The 20,225-nt window shown below is 71.0% G+C and carries 21 protein-coding genes; 6 read left to right on the top strand and 15 right to left on the bottom strand.

Annotated elements, in window-relative coordinates; translation table 11 throughout:
- Positions 1–83 precede the first annotated feature (83 nt).
- A complete protein-coding gene (locus ACIOEW_RS15735) occupies positions 84–563 on the top strand; it encodes an Lrp/AsnC family transcriptional regulator (RefSeq protein WP_362539544.1) in 480 nt (159 codons plus the stop codon).
- A gap of 66 nt (positions 564–629) precedes the next feature.
- Here the strand turns inward: ACIOEW_RS15735 and ACIOEW_RS15730 are convergent, their stop codons facing one another.
- Complete coding sequence (locus ACIOEW_RS15730; protein ID WP_401964286.1) at positions 630–1,217, bottom strand: HAAS signaling domain-containing protein; 588 nt, start codon at positions 1,215–1,217, stop codon at positions 630–632.
- Entirely contained in the window at positions 1,204–1,617 is a 414-nt protein-coding gene (locus tag ACIOEW_RS15725) for a PadR family transcriptional regulator (RefSeq protein WP_401964285.1), read from the bottom strand. Before ACIOEW_RS15725 ends, ACIOEW_RS15730 begins: the two co-directional genes overlap by 14 nt.
- Before the next feature lie 185 nt (positions 1,618–1,802).
- Between ACIOEW_RS15725 and ACIOEW_RS15720 the strand changes: the two genes are divergently transcribed.
- Both ACIOEW_RS15720 and ACIOEW_RS15715 read left to right on the top strand, forming a co-directional pair.
- Positions 1,803–3,128, top strand: coding sequence for an ammonium transporter (locus ACIOEW_RS15720; RefSeq protein ID WP_401964284.1), 1,326 nt, complete (start codon positions 1,803–1,805; stop codon positions 3,126–3,128).
- Positions 3,125–3,463 carry a P-II family nitrogen regulator gene (locus ACIOEW_RS15715; RefSeq protein WP_401964283.1) on the top strand — a complete coding sequence of 113 codons (339 nt, stop codon included), beginning with the start codon at positions 3,125–3,127 and terminating at the stop codon, positions 3,461–3,463. Before ACIOEW_RS15720 ends, ACIOEW_RS15715 begins: the two co-directional genes overlap by 4 nt.
- 45 nt (positions 3,464–3,508) lie before the next feature.
- Here the strand turns inward: ACIOEW_RS15715 and ACIOEW_RS15710 are convergent, their stop codons facing one another.
- The 10 genes from ACIOEW_RS15710 to ACIOEW_RS15665 all read right to left on the bottom strand — a co-directional run bounded on the left by ACIOEW_RS15710 (position 3,509) and on the right by ACIOEW_RS15665 (position 16,096).
- On the bottom strand, positions 3,509–3,886 hold the full coding sequence (locus ACIOEW_RS15710) for a GDSL-type esterase/lipase family protein (RefSeq protein WP_401964459.1): 378 nt from the start codon (positions 3,884–3,886) through the stop codon (positions 3,509–3,511).
- Positions 3,887–3,905: 19 nt separating this feature from the next.
- Complete coding sequence (locus ACIOEW_RS15705; protein ID WP_401964282.1) at positions 3,906–6,812, bottom strand: CHAT domain-containing protein; 2,907 nt, start codon at positions 6,810–6,812, stop codon at positions 3,906–3,908.
- Positions 6,809–7,342 carry a hypothetical protein gene (locus ACIOEW_RS15700; RefSeq protein WP_362539562.1) on the bottom strand — a complete coding sequence of 178 codons (534 nt, stop codon included), beginning with the start codon at positions 7,340–7,342 and terminating at the stop codon, positions 6,809–6,811. The genes ACIOEW_RS15705 and ACIOEW_RS15700 overlap by 4 nt, the downstream gene beginning before the upstream one ends.
- Before the next feature lie 111 nt (positions 7,343–7,453).
- Positions 7,454–8,170, bottom strand: a complete 717-nt coding sequence (locus ACIOEW_RS15695; protein ID WP_401964281.1) for a hypothetical protein — start codon at positions 8,168–8,170, stop codon at positions 7,454–7,456.
- 547 nt (positions 8,171–8,717) lie between these two features.
- Positions 8,718–9,374, bottom strand: a complete 657-nt coding sequence (locus tag ACIOEW_RS15690; protein WP_401964280.1) for a response regulator — start codon at positions 9,372–9,374, stop codon at positions 8,718–8,720.
- A 1-nt stretch (position 9,375) separates the two neighbouring features.
- Entirely contained in the window at positions 9,376–10,563 is a 1,188-nt protein-coding gene (locus tag ACIOEW_RS15685) for a sensor histidine kinase (RefSeq protein WP_401964279.1), read from the bottom strand.
- Between the two features lie 5 nt (positions 10,564–10,568).
- Positions 10,569–12,791 (bottom strand): MMPL family transporter, encoded by a 2,223-nt coding sequence (locus ACIOEW_RS15680; protein WP_401964278.1) that lies wholly within the window; start codon positions 12,789–12,791, stop codon positions 10,569–10,571.
- 142 nt (positions 12,792–12,933) lie between these two features.
- A complete protein-coding gene (locus tag ACIOEW_RS15675; protein WP_401964277.1) occupies positions 12,934–13,527 on the bottom strand; it encodes a GNAT family N-acetyltransferase in 594 nt (197 codons plus the stop codon).
- A gap of 58 nt (positions 13,528–13,585) precedes the next feature.
- Positions 13,586–14,350, bottom strand: a complete 765-nt coding sequence (locus tag ACIOEW_RS15670; protein ID WP_401964276.1) for a peptidoglycan recognition protein — start codon at positions 14,348–14,350, stop codon at positions 13,586–13,588.
- Positions 14,351–14,548: 198 nt separating this feature from the next.
- Positions 14,549–16,096 (bottom strand): hypothetical protein, encoded by a 1,548-nt coding sequence (locus tag ACIOEW_RS15665; protein ID WP_401964458.1) that lies wholly within the window; start codon positions 16,094–16,096, stop codon positions 14,549–14,551.
- A 317-nt stretch (positions 16,097–16,413) separates the two neighbouring features.
- Between ACIOEW_RS15665 and crcB (ACIOEW_RS15660) the strand changes: the two genes are divergently transcribed.
- Genes crcB (ACIOEW_RS15660) through crcB (ACIOEW_RS15650) form a run of 3 tightly spaced genes read left to right on the top strand, consistent with a single transcriptional unit; the run spans position 16,414 to position 17,551 of the window.
- A complete protein-coding gene (gene crcB, locus ACIOEW_RS15660; RefSeq protein WP_401964275.1) occupies positions 16,414–16,830 on the top strand; it encodes a fluoride efflux transporter CrcB in 417 nt (138 codons plus the stop codon).
- Positions 16,827–17,180, top strand: a complete 354-nt coding sequence (locus ACIOEW_RS15655) for a DUF190 domain-containing protein (RefSeq protein WP_362539586.1) — start codon at positions 16,827–16,829, stop codon at positions 17,178–17,180. The genes crcB (ACIOEW_RS15660) and ACIOEW_RS15655 overlap by 4 nt, the downstream gene beginning before the upstream one ends.
- Positions 17,177–17,551, top strand: coding sequence for a fluoride efflux transporter CrcB (gene crcB / locus ACIOEW_RS15650; protein ID WP_401964273.1), 375 nt, complete (start codon positions 17,177–17,179; stop codon positions 17,549–17,551). The genes ACIOEW_RS15655 and crcB (ACIOEW_RS15650) overlap by 4 nt, the downstream gene beginning before the upstream one ends.
- 67 nt (positions 17,552–17,618) lie before the next feature.
- On the opposite strand, the gene ACIOEW_RS15645 is transcribed toward crcB (ACIOEW_RS15650), so the two are convergent.
- From ACIOEW_RS15645 to ACIOEW_RS15635, 3 genes are all read right to left on the bottom strand, one after another.
- Positions 17,619–17,930: an SCO5918 family protein gene (locus ACIOEW_RS15645; RefSeq protein ID WP_362539592.1), complete on the bottom strand. Its 312-nt coding sequence runs from the start codon at positions 17,928–17,930 to the stop codon at positions 17,619–17,621.
- A gap of 57 nt (positions 17,931–17,987) precedes the next feature.
- Positions 17,988–19,580 (bottom strand): DEAD/DEAH box helicase, encoded by a 1,593-nt coding sequence (locus ACIOEW_RS15640; protein ID WP_401964271.1) that lies wholly within the window; start codon positions 19,578–19,580, stop codon positions 17,988–17,990.
- Between the two features lie 423 nt (positions 19,581–20,003).
- The gene (locus ACIOEW_RS15635; protein ID WP_015609674.1) at positions 20,004–20,207 is read right to left on the bottom strand and encodes a cold-shock protein; all 204 of its coding nucleotides are present in this window, start codon (positions 20,205–20,207) and stop codon (positions 20,004–20,006) included.
- Positions 20,208–20,225: the final 18 nt, after the last annotated feature.

Genomic DNA, 20,225 nt, shown 5'->3' with positions numbered 1-20,225 from the left:
ACAGGAGCCGAATACCTTTCGGCTCCGATCGCAGATTGCCGGATGAGATATGGTCACTTCAAGTACCTGCCGAATGGAGAGTCGTGGATCACATCGACCGGGCACTGCTGGAGCAGCTCCAGCAGGACGCGACACAGTCCTATGCGGCACTGGGGCAGGCGGTGGGTCTTTCCACCGGTGCGGCACACGAACGGGTCCGCAAGCTGCGGGAGCGCGGCGCGATCCGCCGGACCGCGACCGAGGTCGACCCGGCGGCGCTGGGATTCGGCGTACTGGCCTATGTGACCGTGGACTCGACCCGCTGGATGGGCGACACGGCGGAGGAGTTCGCGGCGCTCCCCGAGATCGTCGAAGCCCACATCATCGCCGGCAACGCCTCGGTGCTGGTGAAGGTCAGGACCGCCACCACCGAGCAACTGCAGGACGTACTGCGCCGGATCCACGCGATCGACGGCGTCAACGGGACCCGGGCCACTGTCGTGCTGGAGTCGCTGTTCGAGCGTCCCGTCTCGCCGTACGGTGCCGGGCCGGCGCAGCAGCCCGCAGGCCCCGCGCCCGGCTGATCACCCCGCCCCTGACGGACAGTCGGGAACGAGGCTGCGACAACCCGGCTTCGCGTGGCGACGCGACTACGAGCGGCGCCTGTTGCGCCACAGCCACCCGGTGCCCACCAGCGTCAGGATCAACACCAGGACGACGAGCGCCCAGCGCGCCACCGGTCCCGCCGCGCTGCCGTGGTGGGGAACGGGGGAGAAGTACCAGGCGATGTGCGCGACGACCGGGACGATGACACTCAGGGTCAGGCCGGTCCACTTCTGGGCCACCGTCCAGTGGCGCGCCCGGCACACGATCACGACGGCGGCGACCCTGGCCGCGAAGCTGATCCAGGTGAGGGCGATCCCCCCGAGGTACGGCAGCACGTCGCCCAGCACCAGAAGCACCAGCGGCAGCCAGGCCGGGGAGCGGCGGCGGCCGGGCTTGCGGGCCGGCCCGTCCGCGGTCCCGCCGAGCTCCTGGAGTGCCGTCGCGGCGATGACGCGCGGGTCGCCGACCTCCCGCAGGATCTCGTGCACGCTGCCGGGCCGTTCGGCGAGTGCGACCTCTATGTGTTCGCCGAGGTCGGCGATGAGCTCCTGACGGGCCGCGGCCGGCAGCGTCGACGTCTCGCGTTCGACTGCCGCCAGATACTCGCGCGTCAGCGTTTCATCGGTCTTCAAGGTGGTGCCCTTCCCTATGCGCACCGGGCTCCTGGCCCGGCATGACGAGGTCGTCGACGGCGTGCCGGAATCCCGGCCAGACTGCGGCGAACCGGGCGAGCGCGGCATGACCGGCCTCCGAGAGCGCGTAGTAGCGCCGCGGCGGCCCGGACGTCGACTCCTGCCAGGTGGTGACGACGAGCTCCTCCCGCCGCAGCCGTGACAGCAGGGGATAGACCGTGCCCTGGCCGGTCGCCAGAGCGCCCGTCGCCTCCAGTTCGCGCAGCAGCTGGACCCCGTACTTCGGCTCGTCACGCATCAGCGCGAGCACGCAGTACTCCAACACCCCTTTGAGCAGCTGGCTTTCGATCCTGCCCGTGGCCGGGCCGTCCGCCTGACCACTTGCCTTACCGGGTTCCATGCAAAGCAAGGTAGCAGACGGAAGTGGTGCGCTCACCGGTCCTTCACATCCCTCCCCCACCGGTGAGACTTCGGCAACCTCCGCGCAATGAAATGCGCCGGAAACACCTGGGTCCCAGTTACGAAACGCGCACCGGTCACGCTCTCAGACGCCCGCACCGCACGCGCCCCGAGGAGGACTCCCCCGTGACCCCCGTGACCGTGGCCGCGGCCGGCATCGACACAGGTGACACCGCCTGGCTGCTCGCCGCCACCGCACTCGTTCTGCTGATGACACCCGGGCTCGCACTCTTCTACGGCGGCATGGTCCGTACGAAGAACGTACTCAACATGCTGATGATGAGCTTCGTCTCGATCGCTCTCGTCACCGTCGTCTGGCTGCTCGCCGGGTACTCGCTGGCCTTCGGGGACGATGCGTACGGCGGGCTCGTCGGGGACCTGCGGCACGTCGGCATGGCCGGAATCGGGCCCGACACCGTGACCGGCAGCGTGCCGACCCTGCTGTTCACCACGTTCCAGCTGACCTTCGCGATCGTCACCGCGGCACTGATCAGCGGTGCGATCGCGGACCGTACGAAGTTCGCCGCGTGGCTGGTCTTCGTGCCGGTGTGGACGCTGCTCGTCTACGCCCCCGTCGCCCACTGGGTATGGGGTCCGGGAGGCTGGATCAAGGACTCGCTGGGCGCGCTCGACTTCGCCGGCGGGCTGGTCGTGGAGATCGCGTCCGGGGCGTCCGGGCTGGCGCTCGCGCTCGTCGTGGGGCCGCGCATCGGGTTCAGGAAGGACGCGATGCGCCCGCACAACCTGCCCATGGTGATGCTCGGTGCCGGGCTGCTCTGGTTCGGCTGGCTCGGCTTCAACGGCGGTTCCGCGCTCGGCGCCAACGGGCTGGCGGCCGCCTCGGTCCTCAACACCCTGGTCGCCGGGTGCACCGGGCTGCTCGGCTGGCTCTTCGTCGAGCAGAAGCGCGACGGCCACCCCACCACGTTCGGCGCCGCCTCGGGCGCGGTCGCAGGACTGGTCGCGATCACCCCGGCCTGCGGCACCGTCGGCATCCTGGGCGGCGCCGCGGTCGGACTGACGGCGGGCGTCGTCTGCTCGTACGCGGTCGCCTGGAAGTTCCGCTTCGGTTACGACGACTCGCTGGACGTCGTCGGCGTGCACTTCGTCGGCGGCATCGTCGGCACTCTGCTCATCGGCCTGTTCGCGACGGCCACGATGACCGGCGGTGCGGAAGGGCTGCTGTACGGAGGCGGGTTCGGCCAGCTCTCCCGGCAGGCCGTCGCCGTACTGGCCGTGGCGGCCTACACCTTCCTCATGACGTACGGGATCGGCAAGGCCGTCGACCGGTTCATGGGCCTTCGTGCCTCCGCGGACGAGGAGCTCACCGGCCTGGACCAGACGCTGCACGCGGAGAGCGCCTACGATCACGGCGCCCTGGGTCATGGCGCTCCGCAAGCCGTGCCCACCCGGCCGACGCCGCTCTCCAAGGACAGGAACTCCGCCCCATGAAGCTCATCACCGCCGTCGTCAGACCGCACCGCCTCGACGAGGTGAAGACCGCGCTGCGGGAACTCGGCGTGCAGGGGCTCACCGTCACCGAGGCCAGCGGCTACGGGCGCCAGCACGGCCACACCGAGGTGTACCGGGGCGCCGAGTACCGGGTCGACCTGGTCCCCAAGGTCCGGATCGAGGTCGTCGTCGCCGACCCGGACGCGGACGCGGTCATCGACGCGATCGTCCGCGCAGCCCGCACCGACCGGATCGGCGACGGCAAGGTGTGGATGCAGCCGGTCGAAACGGTGGTGCGGGTCCGCACGGGCGAGCGGGGCCCGGACGCGCTGTAGTCGGTGTCGTCGGCCGCAGTGACGCAGTAGCCGCAGTAGGCCTGGTCAGCGCAGGATCTTCAGCGGCACCGCCTGCGCCATCGCCTCGGCGCCCGCGTCGTTCGGGTGGAGATGGTCGCCGCTGTCGTAACGGGCCTGGAGACGCTGCGGGTCGGACGGGTCGCGCAGGGCCTTGTCGAAGTCGATGACACCGTCGTACTCGCCGCTGGTACGCAGCCAGTGGTTGAAGGTGGTGCGCGCGGTCTCGTTCGCCGGGGAGCAGAAGCCGAGCGTGTCGTCCTTGAACGGCAGGATCGTGCCGCCGTACGCCTTCAGCCCGCGCTCATGGGCCCGGGCGATCAGCTGGCGGTGTGCGTCGACCAGGTCCGCCGCCGACACCCGTACGGCGATACGAGCAGGGCCCGGGCTGCCCGGATGCTCCAGGGCGGGCGCCCGCCCCGGCTCATGGACCGCTGTGGATCAGGGAGGCCCACAGATCGGGCTGGTCGGGGTGACGACTGCGCAGTTCGAGCATCGTCCGGCGCAGAGCACCGGACGCGTCGTCGGCAGCGCCGGAGAGCTCGCCGTAGAACATGCGGGACGCCACCGCGCCGAAGTCGTCGTTCAACGGCCACAGACTTGCGATGACGTGCCGAAAACCGGCCAGTTGGAAGGCAGATGCGAGGTTGAGCGATTCGTCGACGTGCTCCAGGTTCCGGTACCCGGTGGAACATGCCGACAGGTAGGCAAGCTGAGTGTCGGCCAGGGCCAGGCGGCTGATCTCAGGGATGGTCAGCACGCCATCGCTCAGGCAAAGCCCGCCGTTCGAGGGCGCGCTGTAGTCGGCCAGCGCGTGGCAGGCGAAATGCGCCCAGGTAGCGGTCGACAATCCCGCGGCGACCTGTCCGACGGTGGCGTCCTCGTCGAGCAGCGCCGGCTGGTCGGGGTGGCGGCGGTGCAGGTCGAGCGCTTCGGCAAGGGTGCCCGGCAGGCTCGGCAGGCCCGGCGTGTTCGGCAGGGCCACGGTCAGCTGCCGCCGCGCTGCCGCCGAGGGACGGTCGCGGGCATGCGCGAGAATCCGCAGCGTCGGAGTGTAGGAGGAGACGAACGCGTCCAGGGCGCCCGGGCGTCCGGGGTGCCCGGCGGCATGGAGGGGGAACAGGCCGAGCAGCCCGATCGGAAGCCACCAGACGCGATGCGGGGTGTCGCCCGGGGGAAGGGCATCCCTCACGGGCCGTACGACCGTGTCCCACAACCATGCGAGCCGGTCCGCCATCGCGTGGTCGCGTCTCCCCGTGTGCGCGGAGTCGACCATCGACTCGGCCCGGGCCTCGACGTCGTCGGAGGACAGCTCGGGCAGCGGTACGTGCCGGATGTCCCCCTCGGATCCGACCAGGACGGCGTCGGCCCGTTCCCGGCCGCAGTTGACGAGGACGACCGTCCCGCCCGCGGCGGCCCGCCGCAGCTCCTCCACCTGGGGTGGCATCAGAAAACGGGTGAAGCCGGGATGTTCCCGGATGCGCGCGACCAGGTCCTCGTACCGGTCCCAGAGAACGGACCGGGAGGCCGGTGAACTCGCCAGCTCCTTGCGAACCTGTCGGAACGGGCGTGCCAGGGCGGGAAGTTCACGATCCAGACCGGCGAGGTCGTCGTGCGCGTCGAGTACGGTCGCCAACTGCATGCCGCGGCCGAGTTCGGACTGCTGGACGGCTCGGAGCGGATCCAGGAGAGCGCAGTGCGCGGCAAACGCCTGGCTGACCAGACCACGCTGTTCGCCGAACCGGCGTTCCCGGTCGCTCCAGTCCGTTCCGCGCAACGGTACGGCGGGCATCAGCCCGACCGCGCCGTCCAGCACCCGCGCAGCCAGGCCGTACTGCCCGCACGCGTTGGCGAGGGTGCCGAGGTTGCGGCCGGCCAGGGCCCGGTCGCTCGGGGAGGCACCCCGCGCCGACTTGAGCCTGGCCTCCCACGCCTCCAGCGTCCGTAGGTCCGGTCTCAGGGCATCGGCGCCGGGGGCGAGGTGCGCTCTGGCGATCTGGGCAACCACGGGAGCCACCTGCGGATGGCCGTCAGGCGTGCTGTCCAGGGCATTTCCCAGGTCCTTGATCGCACGTTCGAGCTCGCCACCCGCCCGATCGGTCAGGTAGCGGTCCAGCCGGGCGCCGCCGCGAATGGACAGCCGGATGGGCAGCGCCGGGCTGTCGCCCGGGGTCGCGGCGACAGCCCGGTCGGCCAGGTCCAGAGCCCGGTCCAGGTCGGCCCTCCGGCCGTCCTTCTCAAATCGCGCCTCGTAGGAAACCGCGAGGTTGGCCATCCGCCCGGCGTAGCGGGAATGGCCGGAGGTGGTTGCCTCAAGGACGGGGATCTGCAGCTCGATCGAACGGTCGAGGTCGGCCGGGTCACCGCCGAGCCGGAAACGGCGCTGGTAGAACAGCCCGGCACTCGCCATGGCGGCCAGGCGTTGGCCGGGATCCTGGGCCGGGGTCGCCATCGCCCTCTCCAGGAACTCGATCGCCCGCTTCAGATCTGCTGCGACCCCGCTGAGCTCGCTGCGGGCCCCATAGGCCAGGCCGAGGTTCGAGAGGATCATCATCCCCTCGGTGCCGTCGGCACCAGCCTGGTCGAGCGCCTGTTCATGGCAGTCGATCGCGTGGTCGAGATCTGCGGGCAAGCCGTGGCAGGTGGAGCGTCGGCGGTAGGCGGTGCCGAGTTCGGTGAGCCGCAGGGGGCGTTCACCGTACGGGGCGGCGGCCGCGGCAAGCTCGAGGTACGTGATGGCGTCGTCGATGTTGTGGGGACCGCCATGGTCGACGTAACGGTCAAGGTGTCCACGGGCGACTTGGGCCACCTCTTCGCAGGGCAGCGATATGCGCGAGCGGTAGTCATCGGCCCGCAGATGCGCCCACGACCATGTGCGCGGCCGGGGCGCGCTGATCGACCGTGGGATGCCGGCGCAGGTGTCGCAGCCTTCGCCCTCCGGCCGGACCGGGCCGCCGCAGTCCGGGCAGTACGCCAGGCCGAGCCGGTCCAGCATGTCCGGCGCCTGCGGGTTCCCGACGTATGCCGCGTGCGCGAAATGGAGGGCGGCCTGCTCCGGCTGGCCGAGGTGCCGCAGAGCCGTGCCGAGGGCGAACCGGCCGCTGCCGTGGTCGGGTTCGAAGTACACGCACAGCGCCAGTGGATACAGCGCACCGGCGACGTCGTCACTGTTCATTCTGCTGGCGCCGAGCATGAACTGGCAGGCGGCCGAGGTCGGGACGAGGTCGGCTGCTGCGGCCAGTACCTCCGCCGCGCGGGCGTACTGACCGCGCAGGAACATGTCCCTGCCCTGCTCGAACAGCTTCTCGGCACGAGCCAGGTCGGATCTCACCGACCACCTCCTGCGCGCTCCGCCCTGGCCACTACGCGGTTCAGGCAGATCAAGCAGGCCAGCCAGCCGCCCTGGCCGTCGCGGGGCGGGCACAGTGGCGGGCTGTCCAGGACACCGGACGCCAGGTGTCGCTCGGCCGTCCCGGCCTCGATCCGGCCGACGAACTCGCCCCGGTAGATCTTCTTCGCGCAGAAGTCACAGCTGTCGCCGACCGTCGGCTGCTGCACGTTGGCCGGCCAGCGCCCGAAGACGTACTCCCACGCGGCTGCGGCGAACTGAACGCATTCTTCCGGGTCGACTGCGCCCGAACCCTCCGGAACGGTGCGGCGCAGAGCGTGTTCTCGCGCCGCGACACGGTCGAAGGCGAAATGCTCGCTGCAGTCTTCACAGATCAGCCAGGGGGTGGCGCTGCCTGCGGCCTGGCGGACCAGTCCGTCGAATACGTTCCCCAGACTGCGTTCGGCCCCGCCGAAGGCACGCACCACGTCGGTCGCGATCCGGAACTGAGCGCGCCAGTACGCCTCCGACAACACTACTTTCGTGGTCGTCAGGCAATAGCTGCGGGCTCGTTCGGTACCTGCGTTGCAGGTGTCACACACTGCTTGCTCGGCCATCGGTATCCCTGCCTCTCTGACGTTCGGTCACGTGCTCCGCGGAACCCATGTTCCGGTGGCGTTGTCCCAGTGCAGCTCTGCTCCCTGCACGCCCTCGGCGCCGAGGTCCAGGTCGATGGCCGCCAGCCGCGCGGCGTCGTCGAAGTTCTCGGGGAGAACCAAGGTCGTCCGCTGTGAACCGGGCGTGAGCACATCCAGATCCCTGCGACCGTCCCCGTGATCCCACAGCAGGCGCAGCCGTCCGGCGGCGGCCACCGCCGACTCGCCCAGCCCTTCGCCCAGCTTGGTGGCGAAGGCTTCCACGAATGGCCCGAGGAACTTCACGGCAACGAATCCGGAGGCGAGTACGACGGCTGCGGACTGGCTGATCCGGAAGGCGTCATCGGGGCGTCGGCCCGTCCGGTAGGACTCGCCGGAACGCGCGGCGGCCAGACTCGGAAAGTGCTCGGTCTCGTCGCCACCCTCCAGCAGGACGGCACGCCACCGTTCCCCGAGCCCCTCGAACTGGGCGAGGCTGTAGCCGAGTGAGGTCAGGGCCACGTCCTCGATCTCCCGCTCGCCCAGCTCTTCGGCGAGACCTACGGCTCGACGGAACAGGTACCTGCCTTCGCTCGCCCTGCCGACCTCCATCAGTGCCGCAGCCAAGTCGCACAGAGCCTGTGCCTCTCCCCTGCGGTCACCTGTCGCCGAAGCGCCGGCCAGGGCGGCTGCGGCCAAGTCTGCGGGTGGGAGGTCCACTGTCATCCTTGCTCTTCTCACTGATCGGGCCACGCCCGGTCCGTCACGGCGGACGTGGATGCTGGATGACGGAGAGGCCGGATCCGACGCGTGACAGCCACGAGGTGGGCAGGCGGTCAGGGAGCCGACATGCTCGGTCGTCATTCGGTCGTCATGGGGACAGGCGTCTTTCGCGATGCCGGACGCTGGAGCGCGCGTGAGTGTGCCGAGCCCGGCAGCACCGACCGTTCCGATTCATCGGCGCCGCAGCCCGTTCGCGCTCGGGGTCACGGCATCCGGGATGTTCAACGAAGGCGGGAAGCAGCCCGAATCGGCCGGGAGACGGGGGGCGACGGGTGTACGTCGGCACGGGCGAGCCGGGATCACACGACGGAGTCATGCACACCCCCTCAAAGGAACAACCCTGTCTCCTCAGTCGGATTGAACCAGAACACGACCTCGGTCCGCCAGGCGAACCGGAGAACTTCACACGTGCAGGATCCGACGGCGGAGAGGCCTTCGTGGAGCGGACGCAGCCCTGGTTCCGGACCTTCACACCCCGCCGGGGCGTGCCCTAACTCCTGTGCAGCAGACCCGCGTTCATGGCGACCACCACCGCGCGCGTGCGGTCGTTGACGTCGAGCTTGGCGAAGATCCGCAGCAGATGCGTCTTCACCGTGGCCTCGCCGATGAACAGCCGGCGGCCGATCTCCACGTTCGACAGCCCGTCCGCGACCGCCCCGAGCACCTCGGACTCGCGGGGGGTCAGAGTGACGGGCTCGGGCCGGCGCATCCTCGCCACCAGGCGCTGGGCCACCCGCGGGGCCAGGACCGTCTCGCCCCGCGACGCCGAGTGGATCGCTTCCACCAACTGCTCACGGGTGGCGTCCTTGAGCAGATAGCCGGTGGCGCCCGCCTCGACGCCCCGCTCGATGTCCGCGTCGGTCTCGTACGTCGTCAGGATCAGCACCCGGGTGGCGGCCTCGCCCGCGACGATCTCCAGGGTGGCGCCCACCCCGTCCAGGACCGGCATCCGCAGGTCCAGCAGCGCCACATCGGGCCGGAGCCGCTCGACGAGGCGGACCGCCTCGCGGCCGTCGCCCGCCTCGCCGACGATCTCGACGGTGGGTTCCGAGGACAGCAGCGCGACGAGTCCGGCGCGCATCACCGTGTGGTCGTCGGCCAGGATGATCCGGAGCGGTGGGGTGGCGGTGGTCGTGCCGGCTGTCATGTCACACCTGACCGTCGAAGGCGAGCGGGATGGTGGCGAGGATCCGGGTGCCGTCACCGAGCGAGCTGGTGACGGTGAGGCCGCCGCCGAACTCGGCGAGCCGTTTGCGCATGCCGTCCAGACCGAAGCCGTGGGAGTCCTCGACGACGAACCCGCGGCCGTCGTCGGTGATCTCCAGCTCGACGGTGTCGGGTCCGTGCGCCAGCACCACGCCGACCGTGGTCGCCACCGCGTGCTTACGGATGTTGGCCAGGGACTCCTGGGTGCAGCGCAGCAGGGCGATCCGGGTCGGCTGGTCGCACTCGATGTCGGACAGGTCCGCCGACACGTCGAGTCCGGTGTCCTCCATGAAGCGGTCCAGCGTGCGGCGGAGCGTCACGGCGACCGATCCGGGCGCCACGCCGCTGCTGGGGGCGGCGCCGACCAGGACCCGGGCCTCGGCGAGGTTCTCCCGGGCCGTCTGCTCGATGGACTGGAGCTGCTGGGCGCTGCGGTCGACGTCCACGTCCAGCTGGGACCTGGCCGCCTCGGCGAGCACGATGATGGAGGCGAAGCCCTGGGCGAGGGTGTCGTGGATCTCCCGGGCGAGGCGTTCGCGTTCCTCCGCCGCGCCCTGGCGCTGGTAGACCTCCGCCAGTTCGAGCTGGGTGCTCTTCAACTCGGCGCGCAGGGCGGCCCGTTCGTCGCGCTGCGCCAGCGCCCTGGGCGTCAGCAGCGCCATCACGACGGCCACCGCCCAGACACCGGCGGAGGAGATGGTGTTGGTGAGGAAAACGTCCCCCTGCCCGCCCTCGCGCACACTGCCGCCGATCGTGATCGCGAGGGCCCCGAGACCGCTGAGCAGGATCGCGCCCCGGGGGCTGTCCGCGAAGACGATGAACTGTGTGAGCGTCACGGCGTAGAAGACCCCGAAGCCGTCACCGAGATACGAGAGCAGCCCCAGCACGACGACGAGGACGGACAGGTAGCCGTATCCCCCCGGCACCCGAGCAGCGGGGCGCATGCCCACCCGTACGTAGCAGAGGGCGAGCACGGCCGTCAGCGCGAGGATCCCGAGTTTGCGGTCCGTCGGGGTGCCGCCCAGCATCGTGATCAGGGTGACCAGGGCGATCAGCCCCCAGGAGAAGACCTCCCACCCGTGGAGCACCCAGATCCAGACGGGATCGCCGCGCTGCGGCTGTTGAAGCATGCCCGTCAGCCTACGTGGGGGACGGACGGGGCAGCGGGGGCGGACGAAGGGGCTCCGGCGCCCCTGTGGCGCGACGGCCGCAGCGGACGCCAGGCACGCTCGCCGAGGAGGAGCAGGGCGGCGGGAAGGATCATCATCCGGATGACCACGGCGTCCAGCAGGACCGCCACCGCCAGGCAGAAGCCCATCTGCTTCATCTCGGTGAGGTGCAGGAAGACGAACGCCGCGAAGATCGTGACCATGACCAGGGCCGCGCTGGTCACCACCTTGGCGGAGCGTGCGATGCCGTCGAGTACCGCCTCACGGGCCGTCATCCCGTGCTCCATGGCCTCCTTGATCCGGCTGACGACGAACACCTGGTAGTCCATCGACAGGCCGAAGAGGAGCACGAAGAGGAAGAGCGGCACCCTGGACGCGATGGCACCGAGGGAGTCGAAGTCCAGCAGGCCCTCGGCCCAGGTGCCTTGGAAGACCAGGACGAGTGCGCCGAGCGCGGCGGCTGCGGAGAGCAGGTTCAGCACGACTCCGAGCAGGCCGACGATGACCGAGCGGAATGCCACTGCGGTCGTCAGGAAGGTGAGCAGCAGGAGGAATCCGATCACCAGCGGCAGTTTGCTCCGCTCGTGGTGCACGTAGTCCTGCCCGCGAGCCACGTCACCGCTGACCGCCACGTCTACGGACGTCAACTCAGCGACTGTCACGGGGATGTAGCGGTGGCGCAGGTGATCGAGCGATGCGATCGCCTCGTCGGAGGGTGCCGGGTGCGGCACCGCCAGTTCCAGCACGCTGGTCCGGCCGTCGGCGGACGTGCGCACCACGGGCTCGCCGGTGCGGGCGAAGAGCGGGTCCGCCTGGGCGGTCCTGCCGAGTTCGGTCAGCGCCTTCCTGACCCCGGGGGCCTGTTCCGGGGTGCTGCGGGTCACCACTTCGTGCTTGACCAGGAGTTCGGGGTAGGCGGCGGTCAGCCGGTCGTAGACCTGCATGGCCGGGATGGAGCGGGAGAAGGTGTCCTTGCCCGGGTCGATGAGCTTCAGGCCCAGCGCGGGCGCCGCCACGGCGAGCATGACCAGGACCGATACGCACAGGGTGATCGCGGGGTGGCGCTGCGCGGGGCGCATGAGCGCGCCGAAGATCCGGCCGTTCTCGGGCTTCGCCGCCTTCGTACGGGCCGGAGCTCCGCGCCTCGCCCGCCGGGCGGCCTTCTTCACGGCGCGGCGTTCGGCGCGATGGCCGAGCTTCACGAGCAGTGCGGGCAGCACGGTGAGCGAGCTGAGGACGGCCACGGCGACGACTAGGACGGTGCCGGTCGCCAGCGAGGAGAAGATGACGTCGGTGGCCAGGTAGAGGGTGGCGGTGCAGACGATCACGGCGAGGCCGGAGACCACGACGGCCCGGCCCGCGGTCGCCGCGGCGAGCTCCACGAGCGCCTCGGGGCTGAGCCGGCCCGCCGCGCGGGCCCGCTCCTCGCGTTCGCGCTTGAGGTAGAAGAGCGTGTAGTCGACGCCGACCGCGAGCCCCATGAGAAGGATCATGTTGGTCCCGACGCCGGGGTCGGGCATCAGGTGCGAGGCCAGCATGGCCAGGCCCATCGTCGCGGCGATGGAGGAGAGCGCCAGCAGCAGGGGCACGCCCGCCATGACGACCGAGCCGAACACGACCAGCAGGATGACGAGCGTCACCGGCAGGGAGAGACGCTCGGACAGCGCGAGGTCCTCGCCGCGCTGGTCGTTGACTCCCTTGCTGATGGCGGGTGAACCGGTCTCCTCCACGACGAGGTCCGGGTGGGCGGCGGCCACCTCGGCGGTCCGGTCGAGGAGCGGGACGACGTTCTTCCTGGCGTCCAGTTCGGCACCGTTCATGACCACGGTCACGCGCAGCGCCGTGCCGTCCTTCGAGCGGACGGGCGGCGCCACACGGTCCACCTCGGGCAGGGCGTCCATCCGGGCGGTGAGGTCGCGGGCCGCGGCGGTGGCCCGTTCCGTGTCCAGGGGGCCGGATCTGGCGCGGATCAGGACGTGTTCGGTGGGCCGGCGCTGGAGGCCGCCGTCGGTTGCCATCGACTCGGCGCGGCCCGCCTCGCCGACCCAGAAGTCCTCGGTGGTGGCGGGGTTGTTGCCGGCGGCGATGCCCGCGGCGAGGCAGAGCAGCACGAAGACGAACCAGCCGACGATCGCGCGCCACGGATGCCGGGCGCTCCAACGGGCCATACGTACGGGTCGCATTCTCATGCGTCCATGCTGGTTCGCGGGCCCCTTCGCCCGGCAGCCCCGCCCGGTGGAACCCCGGGTCCACCGGTCGGTGGACCCGGCCCCGGGGGCTTGCCCCCCCCGTACGGCCGCCGTCAGCCGGCGGGTACGGATCGGCGAGGGGTCAGAGACGCGCTTCCAGGCGCGCCTTCGCCTCGGGCCATTCGTCGGCGAGCAGTGAGAAGTAGACCGTGTCGCGCCAGGTCCCGTCGGGGCGGCGACGGTGGCGCCGCAGCACCCCTTCGCGCCGGGCGCCGAGCCGGGCGATGGCTTCCTGAGAGCGGACGTTGAGGTGGTCCGTCTTCAACTGCACGCGCCCCATGCCCAGTTCATCGAAGGCGTGGCCGATCAGGAGCAGCTTCGTCTCGGTGTTGACGGCCGAGCGCCAGTGGGCGCGGCCGTACCACGTCCATCCGATCTCCAGGCGTTCGTGGGCCGCGTCTACGTCCAGGTACGTGGTCCAGCCGACCGCCCGGCCGCTCGCGCGGTGGATGACGGCGAACGGGACGTAGACCCCGCGGCGCGCTGCTGCGAGCAGGTCCGTAAGCTTCGCGCCGAGCTCCTCCCGGGTCTGCGGGGTCGGTCCGCCCTGCCAGCGCCAGACCTCGTCGTCTCCGCCGCCGGCGGCGAAGAGGTCGTCGAGATGATCCTGGGACAGCGGCTCGACGCGGACGTGGCGGCCGGTCAGGGTCACGGGAAGCGGGGTCGTGGCAGGCATGCCGGAATGCTAACCCATTTCGAACTAGGCAGAACAGCCATATGCACTAGTACGAAACTCAGTGAGGGCTCTCCGCATCCTCCGTGCCCGTCCGCGCCTGGCGCAGGGCCGCCGCCGCGGCCCGGATCGCCGGCAGTTTCCCGTACAGCGCCTCTCCGGGACAGTTGGTCTGGTAGGCGTCGCGGTGGCCCGAGATCACGTGCAGCACGGCCGCCCGGCCCTTCGCGTACCTGCTCGCGTCATTCGTCGAGACCAGCCGCACCGTGCCGCGCGGGTCGGACCCGGGCCGCAGCTTCCAGGCGGCCACCTCGGCGAGAGCCTTGACGATGACCTGTGGCACCTCGGCCCCGCGCCCGTAGTTGCCCAGCACGGCTATGCCCACGCTGTCGGCGTTGAAGCCCGTGGTGTGCGCCCCTCGGACCTGCCGCGTGATGCCGCCGGCCCGGCCCTCGTAGATCGTCCCGCACCGGTCGACGAGGAAGTTGTATCCGATGTCGTCCCAGCCGTTTCCCTTGATGTGGGACTCCTCGACCGCCCGCAGCATGCGTGGCACGTCGGCGCAGTCGTAGGTGTTGGACTCCCCCGTGTGATGGATGAAGACCGCCCGCACGGCGCCCGTGTAGACCGCGTGCTCCCGCACCATGCTCTCGTCCGCGTGCCAGCCCGCCCTGGTGACGATGGTGGGCTGCGGCACCCCGCGCGCCCGCTGGTGCACCGGGGCTTCCGGCGGGGGCAGCACGAGGCGCACCGGGGCGTCCCGCAGCATCAGAAGGGTGAGCGGGAGGACCGCGGCAGCCGGCCAGAGTCGGTGACGGAGCCACATGGGACCACCCTGCGGCCTCTCCGCCCGGCGCGCAGATACGGTGGCCGATCGGGTGAAACCGCTGGTCCGGCCCGCGCGCCGCACAGGGCGGACAGCCGCTGCCCCAAGGGCCGGGACTCCTCTTCAGCAGCCCCCGCCGCGCCACAACCGGCACTCCTCCTCAGCGCCCCCGCCGTGCCTCAGCTTTGGCACTCCTCCTCAGCAGCCCCCGCCGCGCGGCAGCCGGTACGCCGAGTCCAGGCGGTACGTCCCGCCCTTCGGCACGGTCAGCCTCGTCCACTCACCGTCCTGCCGCAGGCAGCCCCCGGTGGCCCCGTCCACGCCGCGCACCCGCAGCCACGGTGAATGGGCGACGCGGATGGTCACCGATCCCGCCTCGGGCATCCGCACCACCAGCTCGGCATCGTTGCCGCCCGCGACCTCGGCGGGGGCCTCCACCAGCGGCCTCGCGTCCCGCACCCGGTAGATCGTCCAGCCCTCGTCCCGCCACACCCGCTTCAGCCAGGGCTGACCGGACCTGACCAGCGCCGCCTCGGCCTCGGCGGGGCCGTCGGGCTGTCCGTGGTGCAGCACCACGTAGCCCACGGCCCACCGGTCCAGCCAGGCCCGGTAGGCGGCGGGGGTCAGCGACCCGTCGTAGAAGAGCCGACCGCGTTCGACGTCGAGCTGGCGGTTCCAGCCACGCGCCATGTTCACGTGCGGGGCAAGTACCGTCGCCTCGCGGTGATTTCGGGCCGGGACGACCTCCACGCGGCCGAGCCCGGCGTCGAGCCGTCGGAGTTCACCGACCACACCCTCGGTACGGGACGCCCAGGGCGGCACCTCGGTGGACACCCGGAGATCGTCCACGGTCTTGTCGACCAGCCAGTTCGCGGACAGCACGAGCGCCACCGCCATCATGGCCGTCCGCGCCCACGCCTTCTCCCGGACGAGGGCGAGGATCACCATGACCAGTACGGGCACGGCGACGAGACCGAGCAGCCGTTCCACGTTCGTACCGATCGGGGACGCGACGAGGAAGGTGAGGAGCACGCCGGCGGCGTACACCATGGCGCCGTACCGCAGCAGCCGCCATTCCCGCCCCACTGGTGCCGCGACCGCGAGAACGGCACAGACGACGACCGGCATCCACAGCCTGTTGGCGGCCATGGGCTGTTCGCCCTGGAACGGGAAGAGCACCGTGGTGGCGCCCACGACGGCGAAGAACGGCACCATCAGCACCGCGCCCTTTCGCCACTGCCGGTCCAGGAGGTAGGCGGCCCCCGCCACCACCAGGAACAGCCCCGCGACCGGACTGGCCATCGTCGCCAGCGCCCCGGCCACCACGGCCGTCACCGAGCGGTGGACGTAGAGGCAGGCGACGAGACCGACGGCGACACCGAGCGCGAAGGTCGTACGCCCTGACGCGACGTTGCACCACAGGGCGAGCGCGGCGAGAACCGCGGGAAGGAGGGCATGCGGCACACCCCTGCGTACGAAGAGGAGGGCCATGAGCCAGGTGCCCGCGATCCCGGCGGCCACGGACACCGCCCGGACACCGAAGAAGGCCATCAAGTACGAGGAGAAGACGCTGTAGTTGGCCGTGTGCGTCCCTCCGTACCAGGAGAGGTTGTAGGCCGCGCCCGGGTGGCGGGCGGTGAACCCCGACCAGGCGAGCTGCGCGGCGAGGTCACCGCCGCCGGTGGCCAGAACGGCGGCCCACACGGCATAGAGCGGGATCACGACGGCCACGGCGACGACCGGCACACTGTGCCGCCGCCACCATGACTTCCCGGCTTCCGGCTTCCGGTCCCCCCGCTCCCCGTCCCGCTGGCGGGGGATGCGGCCCCGCTGGATGTCCCCTGCTGCTGTCCGCAACTCCCCGTTCGCATACACCCGGCAACCCTAGGTCAACACGCCCCGCAGGTGAGGGGCGATATTCTGAGGAGAGCGGAGACCGGCGACGGTCACCGCACGGCGGTGGGGCCCGCCGTACCCGAACCGCGGCCGGAGTGCCGTCAACGGTCCCTGCTTGCGTACGTGCGCAGCCGCGTCCGGCGGGTGCCCCGGCAGGTAGGAGACGTGTGCCCACGAAGTTCCGCAACCCGCAGACCGCAGTCGTCGCGGTGGTCGCGCTCGGCGGCGCGGTGGGCGCGTCCGCCCGCTACGGGGCCGCGCTCCTGTGGCCCACCGCGACGGGCACGTTCCCGTGGACGACCCTCGTGGTGAACGTCGTCGGCTGCGCTGTGATCGGCGTGTTCATGGTGGTGATCACCGAGGCGTGGTCGGTCCACCGTCTGGTGCGGCCGTTCTTCGGCACCGGGGTACTGGGCGGGTTCACCACCTTCTCCACGTACGCCGTGGACATCGAGCGTCTCGTCGACGGCGGCCGGGTCCGTACCGGTCTGGTCTATCTGGGTCTGACACTGCTCGCGGCACTCGCGGCGGTGGGGAGCGCGGTGTGGCTGACGCGCCGCGCACTGGCGTGGAGGCAGGCATGACGACACCGAGCACGGCACCGGGCCTGCGGCTGACCGTCCTGGTCGGCGAGTCCGACACCTGGCACCACCGCCCGGTCTGCACGGAGATCGTGCACCGGGCGCACGCGGCGGGTCTGGCGGGCGCCAGTGTGTTCCGGGGGGTCGAGGGCTTCGGCGCCTCCTCGATGATCCACACCCAGCGGCTGCTGTCGCTCAGCGAGGACCTGCCGGTCGCGGTCGTGATCGTGGACACGGAGGCGAGGATCCGCGCGTTCCTGCCGCTGATCGCCGAACTGACAGGCGACGGCCGGGTCACGCTGGACGCCTGCGAGATCGTCCTCCCGGGGCGGGATTCCGGGGAGCGCCCGTGAACTGGCTGCTGGTGATCGTCGGCGCGGCGGTCGGTGCCCCGCTGCGGTATCTCACCGACCGGGCGGTGCAGGCCAGGCACGACACCGTCTTCCCCTGGGGGACCTTCACGGTGAACGTCAGCGGCTGTCTGGTGCTGGGCCTGCTGACCGGCGCGACGGCGGCCGGCGCCGCGTCCTCGCACGTGCAGCTGCTGCTCGGGACGGGTCTCTGCGGGGCGCTGACCACGTACTCGACGTTCAGTTACGAGACGCTGCGGCTGGCCGGGGGCGGGGCACGGTTCTACGCGGCGGCCAATGCGGTGGCGAGCGTGGTCGCGGGTCTCGGCGCGGCGTTCGCCGGAGTCACGCTCGCCGAGGCGCTCTGGGCCTGACACCGCACGCGCCGAGGCCCGGCCTCCCTCTCGGGGAGACCGGGCCTCGGTGTGTGACGGTGCCGGCTCAGGCGTCCTGGCCGGGAGTCCCCAGTGCGGCCGAAGCCGCTTCCAGGGGGCTGAGCACCGCGGGTGCGGCGGGGGCCGGGACGGACCTGGTGGTGAAGCCGAGGCGCGAGAGCGCCCTGGTCACCTCACCGGCCGAGAAGTCGCGGCGGTCCTGCCGGGTGATGACCTCGCCCACCTGCTTGACGGGGTACACACGACGGCTGATGATCACCGATTCCCCGGTGACGGGTTCGGGCTTGATGCCCTTCATCGATTCCTCGACCTCGTGCTTGAACAGGTCGAACGGGAAGCGGGCGATGACGCAGCGCATAGTGCCTCAACGGGGTCGGGGAGCGGAAACCGGGCAGGGAACGCGGGTGGCAGCCTCTCAGGCGGCGCGGTCGCCGGAGGAACGGCGCGGTGCGCCGCCACTCCGCGACTGGGAGGAGGACGCCGCCGACGAGGACGCCGACGAGCGGCGCGCCTGGGACGGCCGGCTGCGCCGGCCGCGTGAGGAGGAGCCGCCCTTGGGACGCTCGGAGGGCGGCGAGGTGATGGTGACGGGGATGCCCGAGGGAGCCTGCGCACCGGTGATCCGGTTCAGCTCGGCCTCGCCGGAGCGGACCTCGGCGATCTGCGGGGTGATCCCGGCGTCGGACATCAGGCGGGTCATCTCACGGCGCTGGTTGGGCAGCACCAGCGTGACGACGCTGCCGGACTCACCGGCGCGGGCGGTGCGGCCGCCACGGTGCAGGTAGTCCTTGTGGTCGCTCGGCGGGTCGACGTTGACGACCAGGTCGAGGTTGTCGACGTGGATGCCGCGGGCCGCGACGTTCGTGGCGACCAGCACCGTGACGTGTCCGGTCTTGAACCGCGTCAGGGTCCGGGTGCGCTGCGGCTGGGACTTCCCGCCGTGCAGCGCCGCCGCCCGTACCCCGCTGCTGAGCAGGTGGTCGGTGAGCTTGTCCACGGCGTGCTTGGTGTCGAGGAACATGATCACCCGGCCGTCGCGGGCGGCGATCTCCGTCGTGGTGGCGTACTTGTCGGCGCCGCGGACGTAGAGCACGTGGTGCTCCATCGTCGTCACCGCACCGGCGGCCGGGTCGACCGAGTGGACGACCGGGTCGTGCAGGTAGCGGCGGACCAGCAGGTCGACGTTACGGTCCAGGGTGGCCGAGAACAGCATCCGCTGGCCCTCCGACTGCACCTGGTCGAGCAGCTCGGTGACCTGCGGCATGAAGCCCATGTCGGCCATCTGGTCGGCCTCGTCCAGGACGGTGATGGAGACCCGGTCCAGGATGCAGTCGCCGCGCTCGATCAGGTCCTTGAGCCGGCCGGGCGTGGCGACGACGACCTCGGAGCCGCCGCGCAGCGCGGCGGCCTGCCGGCCGATCGACATGCCGCCGACGACGGTGGCCAACCGCAGCTTGAGCGAGCGGGCGTACGGGGTGAGCGCGTCGGTGACCTGCTGGGCCAGTTCCCGGGTGGGGACGAGGACCAGGGCCAGCGGGCGTCGGGACTCGGCGCGCCGTCCCTCGATACGGGCCAGCAGGGCCAGACCGAAGGCGAGCGTCTTGCCCGAACCGGTGCGGCCGCGGCCGAGCACGTCACGGCCGGCGAGCGAGTTCGGCAGCGTGGCCGCCTGGATCGGGAAGGGCACGGTGACGCCCTCGGTCGCGAGCGCCGACAGCAGCGGCGCCGGCATGTCGAGGTCGGCGAAGGCCTCTACTGCGGGCAGTCCCGGGGTGATGGTCTTCGGCAGGGCGAACTCGCCCTGCTTGGCGGCGGGGCGGCGGCCGTAGCCACCACCGGAGCGCTGGGCCGGGGCGCCGAAGCGTCCCTGGCCGCCGCCCTGGCGGCTCGGGGCCTGCGAGCGGAAGCCGCCGCCACCCGAACGGGAGCCGCCGGAACCGGTGGCTCCACCGCCGCGGGTGGTACGGGAAAAACGGTCATTGGAGCGAGCTGTGCGATCGCGGTTCATACAGAACCTTTCCTCGATATGGCGCGTATCGAGGAATTCATTGCGGCGACGAGCGGCACAAGAATCGCAAGAACGGGCCGTTGGCATACGTGAACGAAGCCCGGCGGCCGGTCTTGAGCCGATACGGGCCCGGCAGAGCCGGGTCCGGCGCTTCGCAATGACGGACGAGCCGGCCCGGGACACGGGCCTGCGGGTCTCGTCACGGGGCTCCGGCGGACCGGTGGTCCGGGAGCCATGGCGGATCGTCCGCCGCACGGTGAAGAGCGTGGGTCCTGTGTGCTTCCCCGGCGGCTCGTGGCGGTGGAACCGGCACGGCGTGCACGGGGGCGGACCCGGGAAAAGCAACGAGCTGGGGCCCGCACCCAAGGTGCGGGCCCCAGCTGTGGATGCGCACTCAGCGCGTGAGCGCCGGTGTCATCAGATTCACGCGGGGGTGATGTTCTCCGCCTGCGGGCCCTTCTGGCCCTGCGTGACGTCGAAGTTCACCTTCTGGCCCTCCTGCAGCTCACGGAAGCCGCTGGCGGCGATGTTCGAGTAGTGGGCGAAGACGTCAGCGCCGCCACCATCCTGCTCGATGAAGCCGAAGCCCTTTTCCGCGTTGAACCACTTGACGGTGCCAGTAGCCATGTTTTATCTCCTTCTGGG

The organism is Streptomyces sp. NPDC087901 (assembly GCF_044742205.1).
Taxonomy (GTDB): Bacteria; Actinomycetota; Actinomycetes; order Streptomycetales; family Streptomycetaceae; genus Streptomyces.
Note: the sequence above shows the minus strand (reverse complement) of the source record. Positions and strands in the feature narration are given on the sequence as shown.

Coding starts and splice junctions, on each gene's coding strand:
- ACIOEW_RS15675 (WP_401964277.1), bottom strand. CDS start 13,527: ATGCCTGCCACGACCCCGCTTCCCGTGACCCTGACCGGCCGCCACGTC.
- ACIOEW_RS15635 (WP_015609674.1), bottom strand. CDS start 20,207: ATGGCTACTGGCACCGTCAAGTGGTTCAACGCGGAAAAGGGCTTCGGC.
- ACIOEW_RS15685 (WP_401964279.1), bottom strand. CDS start 10,563: ATGCTTCAACAGCCGCAGCGCGGCGATCCCGTCTGGATCTGGGTGCTC.
- ACIOEW_RS15715 (WP_401964283.1), top strand. CDS start 3,125: ATGAAGCTCATCACCGCCGTCGTCAGACCGCACCGCCTCGACGAGGTG.
- ACIOEW_RS15725 (WP_401964285.1), bottom strand. CDS start 1,617: ATGGAACCCGGTAAGGCAAGTGGTCAGGCGGACGGCCCGGCCACGGGC.
- ACIOEW_RS15645 (WP_362539592.1), bottom strand. CDS start 17,930: ATGCGCTGCGTCATCGCCCGCTTCCCGTTCGACCTGTTCAAGCACGAG.
- ACIOEW_RS15680 (WP_401964278.1), bottom strand. CDS start 12,791: ATGAGAATGCGACCCGTACGTATGGCCCGTTGGAGCGCCCGGCATCCG.
- ACIOEW_RS15695 (WP_401964281.1), bottom strand. CDS start 8,170: ATGACAGTGGACCTCCCACCCGCAGACTTGGCCGCAGCCGCCCTGGCC.
- ACIOEW_RS15655 (WP_362539586.1), top strand. CDS start 16,827: ATGACGACACCGAGCACGGCACCGGGCCTGCGGCTGACCGTCCTGGTC.
- ACIOEW_RS15670 (WP_401964276.1), bottom strand. CDS start 14,350: ATGTGGCTCCGTCACCGACTCTGGCCGGCTGCCGCGGTCCTCCCGCTC.
- ACIOEW_RS15690 (WP_401964280.1), bottom strand. CDS start 9,374: ATGACAGCCGGCACGACCACCGCCACCCCACCGCTCCGGATCATCCTG.
- ACIOEW_RS15640 (WP_401964271.1), bottom strand. CDS start 19,580: ATGAACCGCGATCGCACAGCTCGCTCCAATGACCGTTTTTCCCGTACC.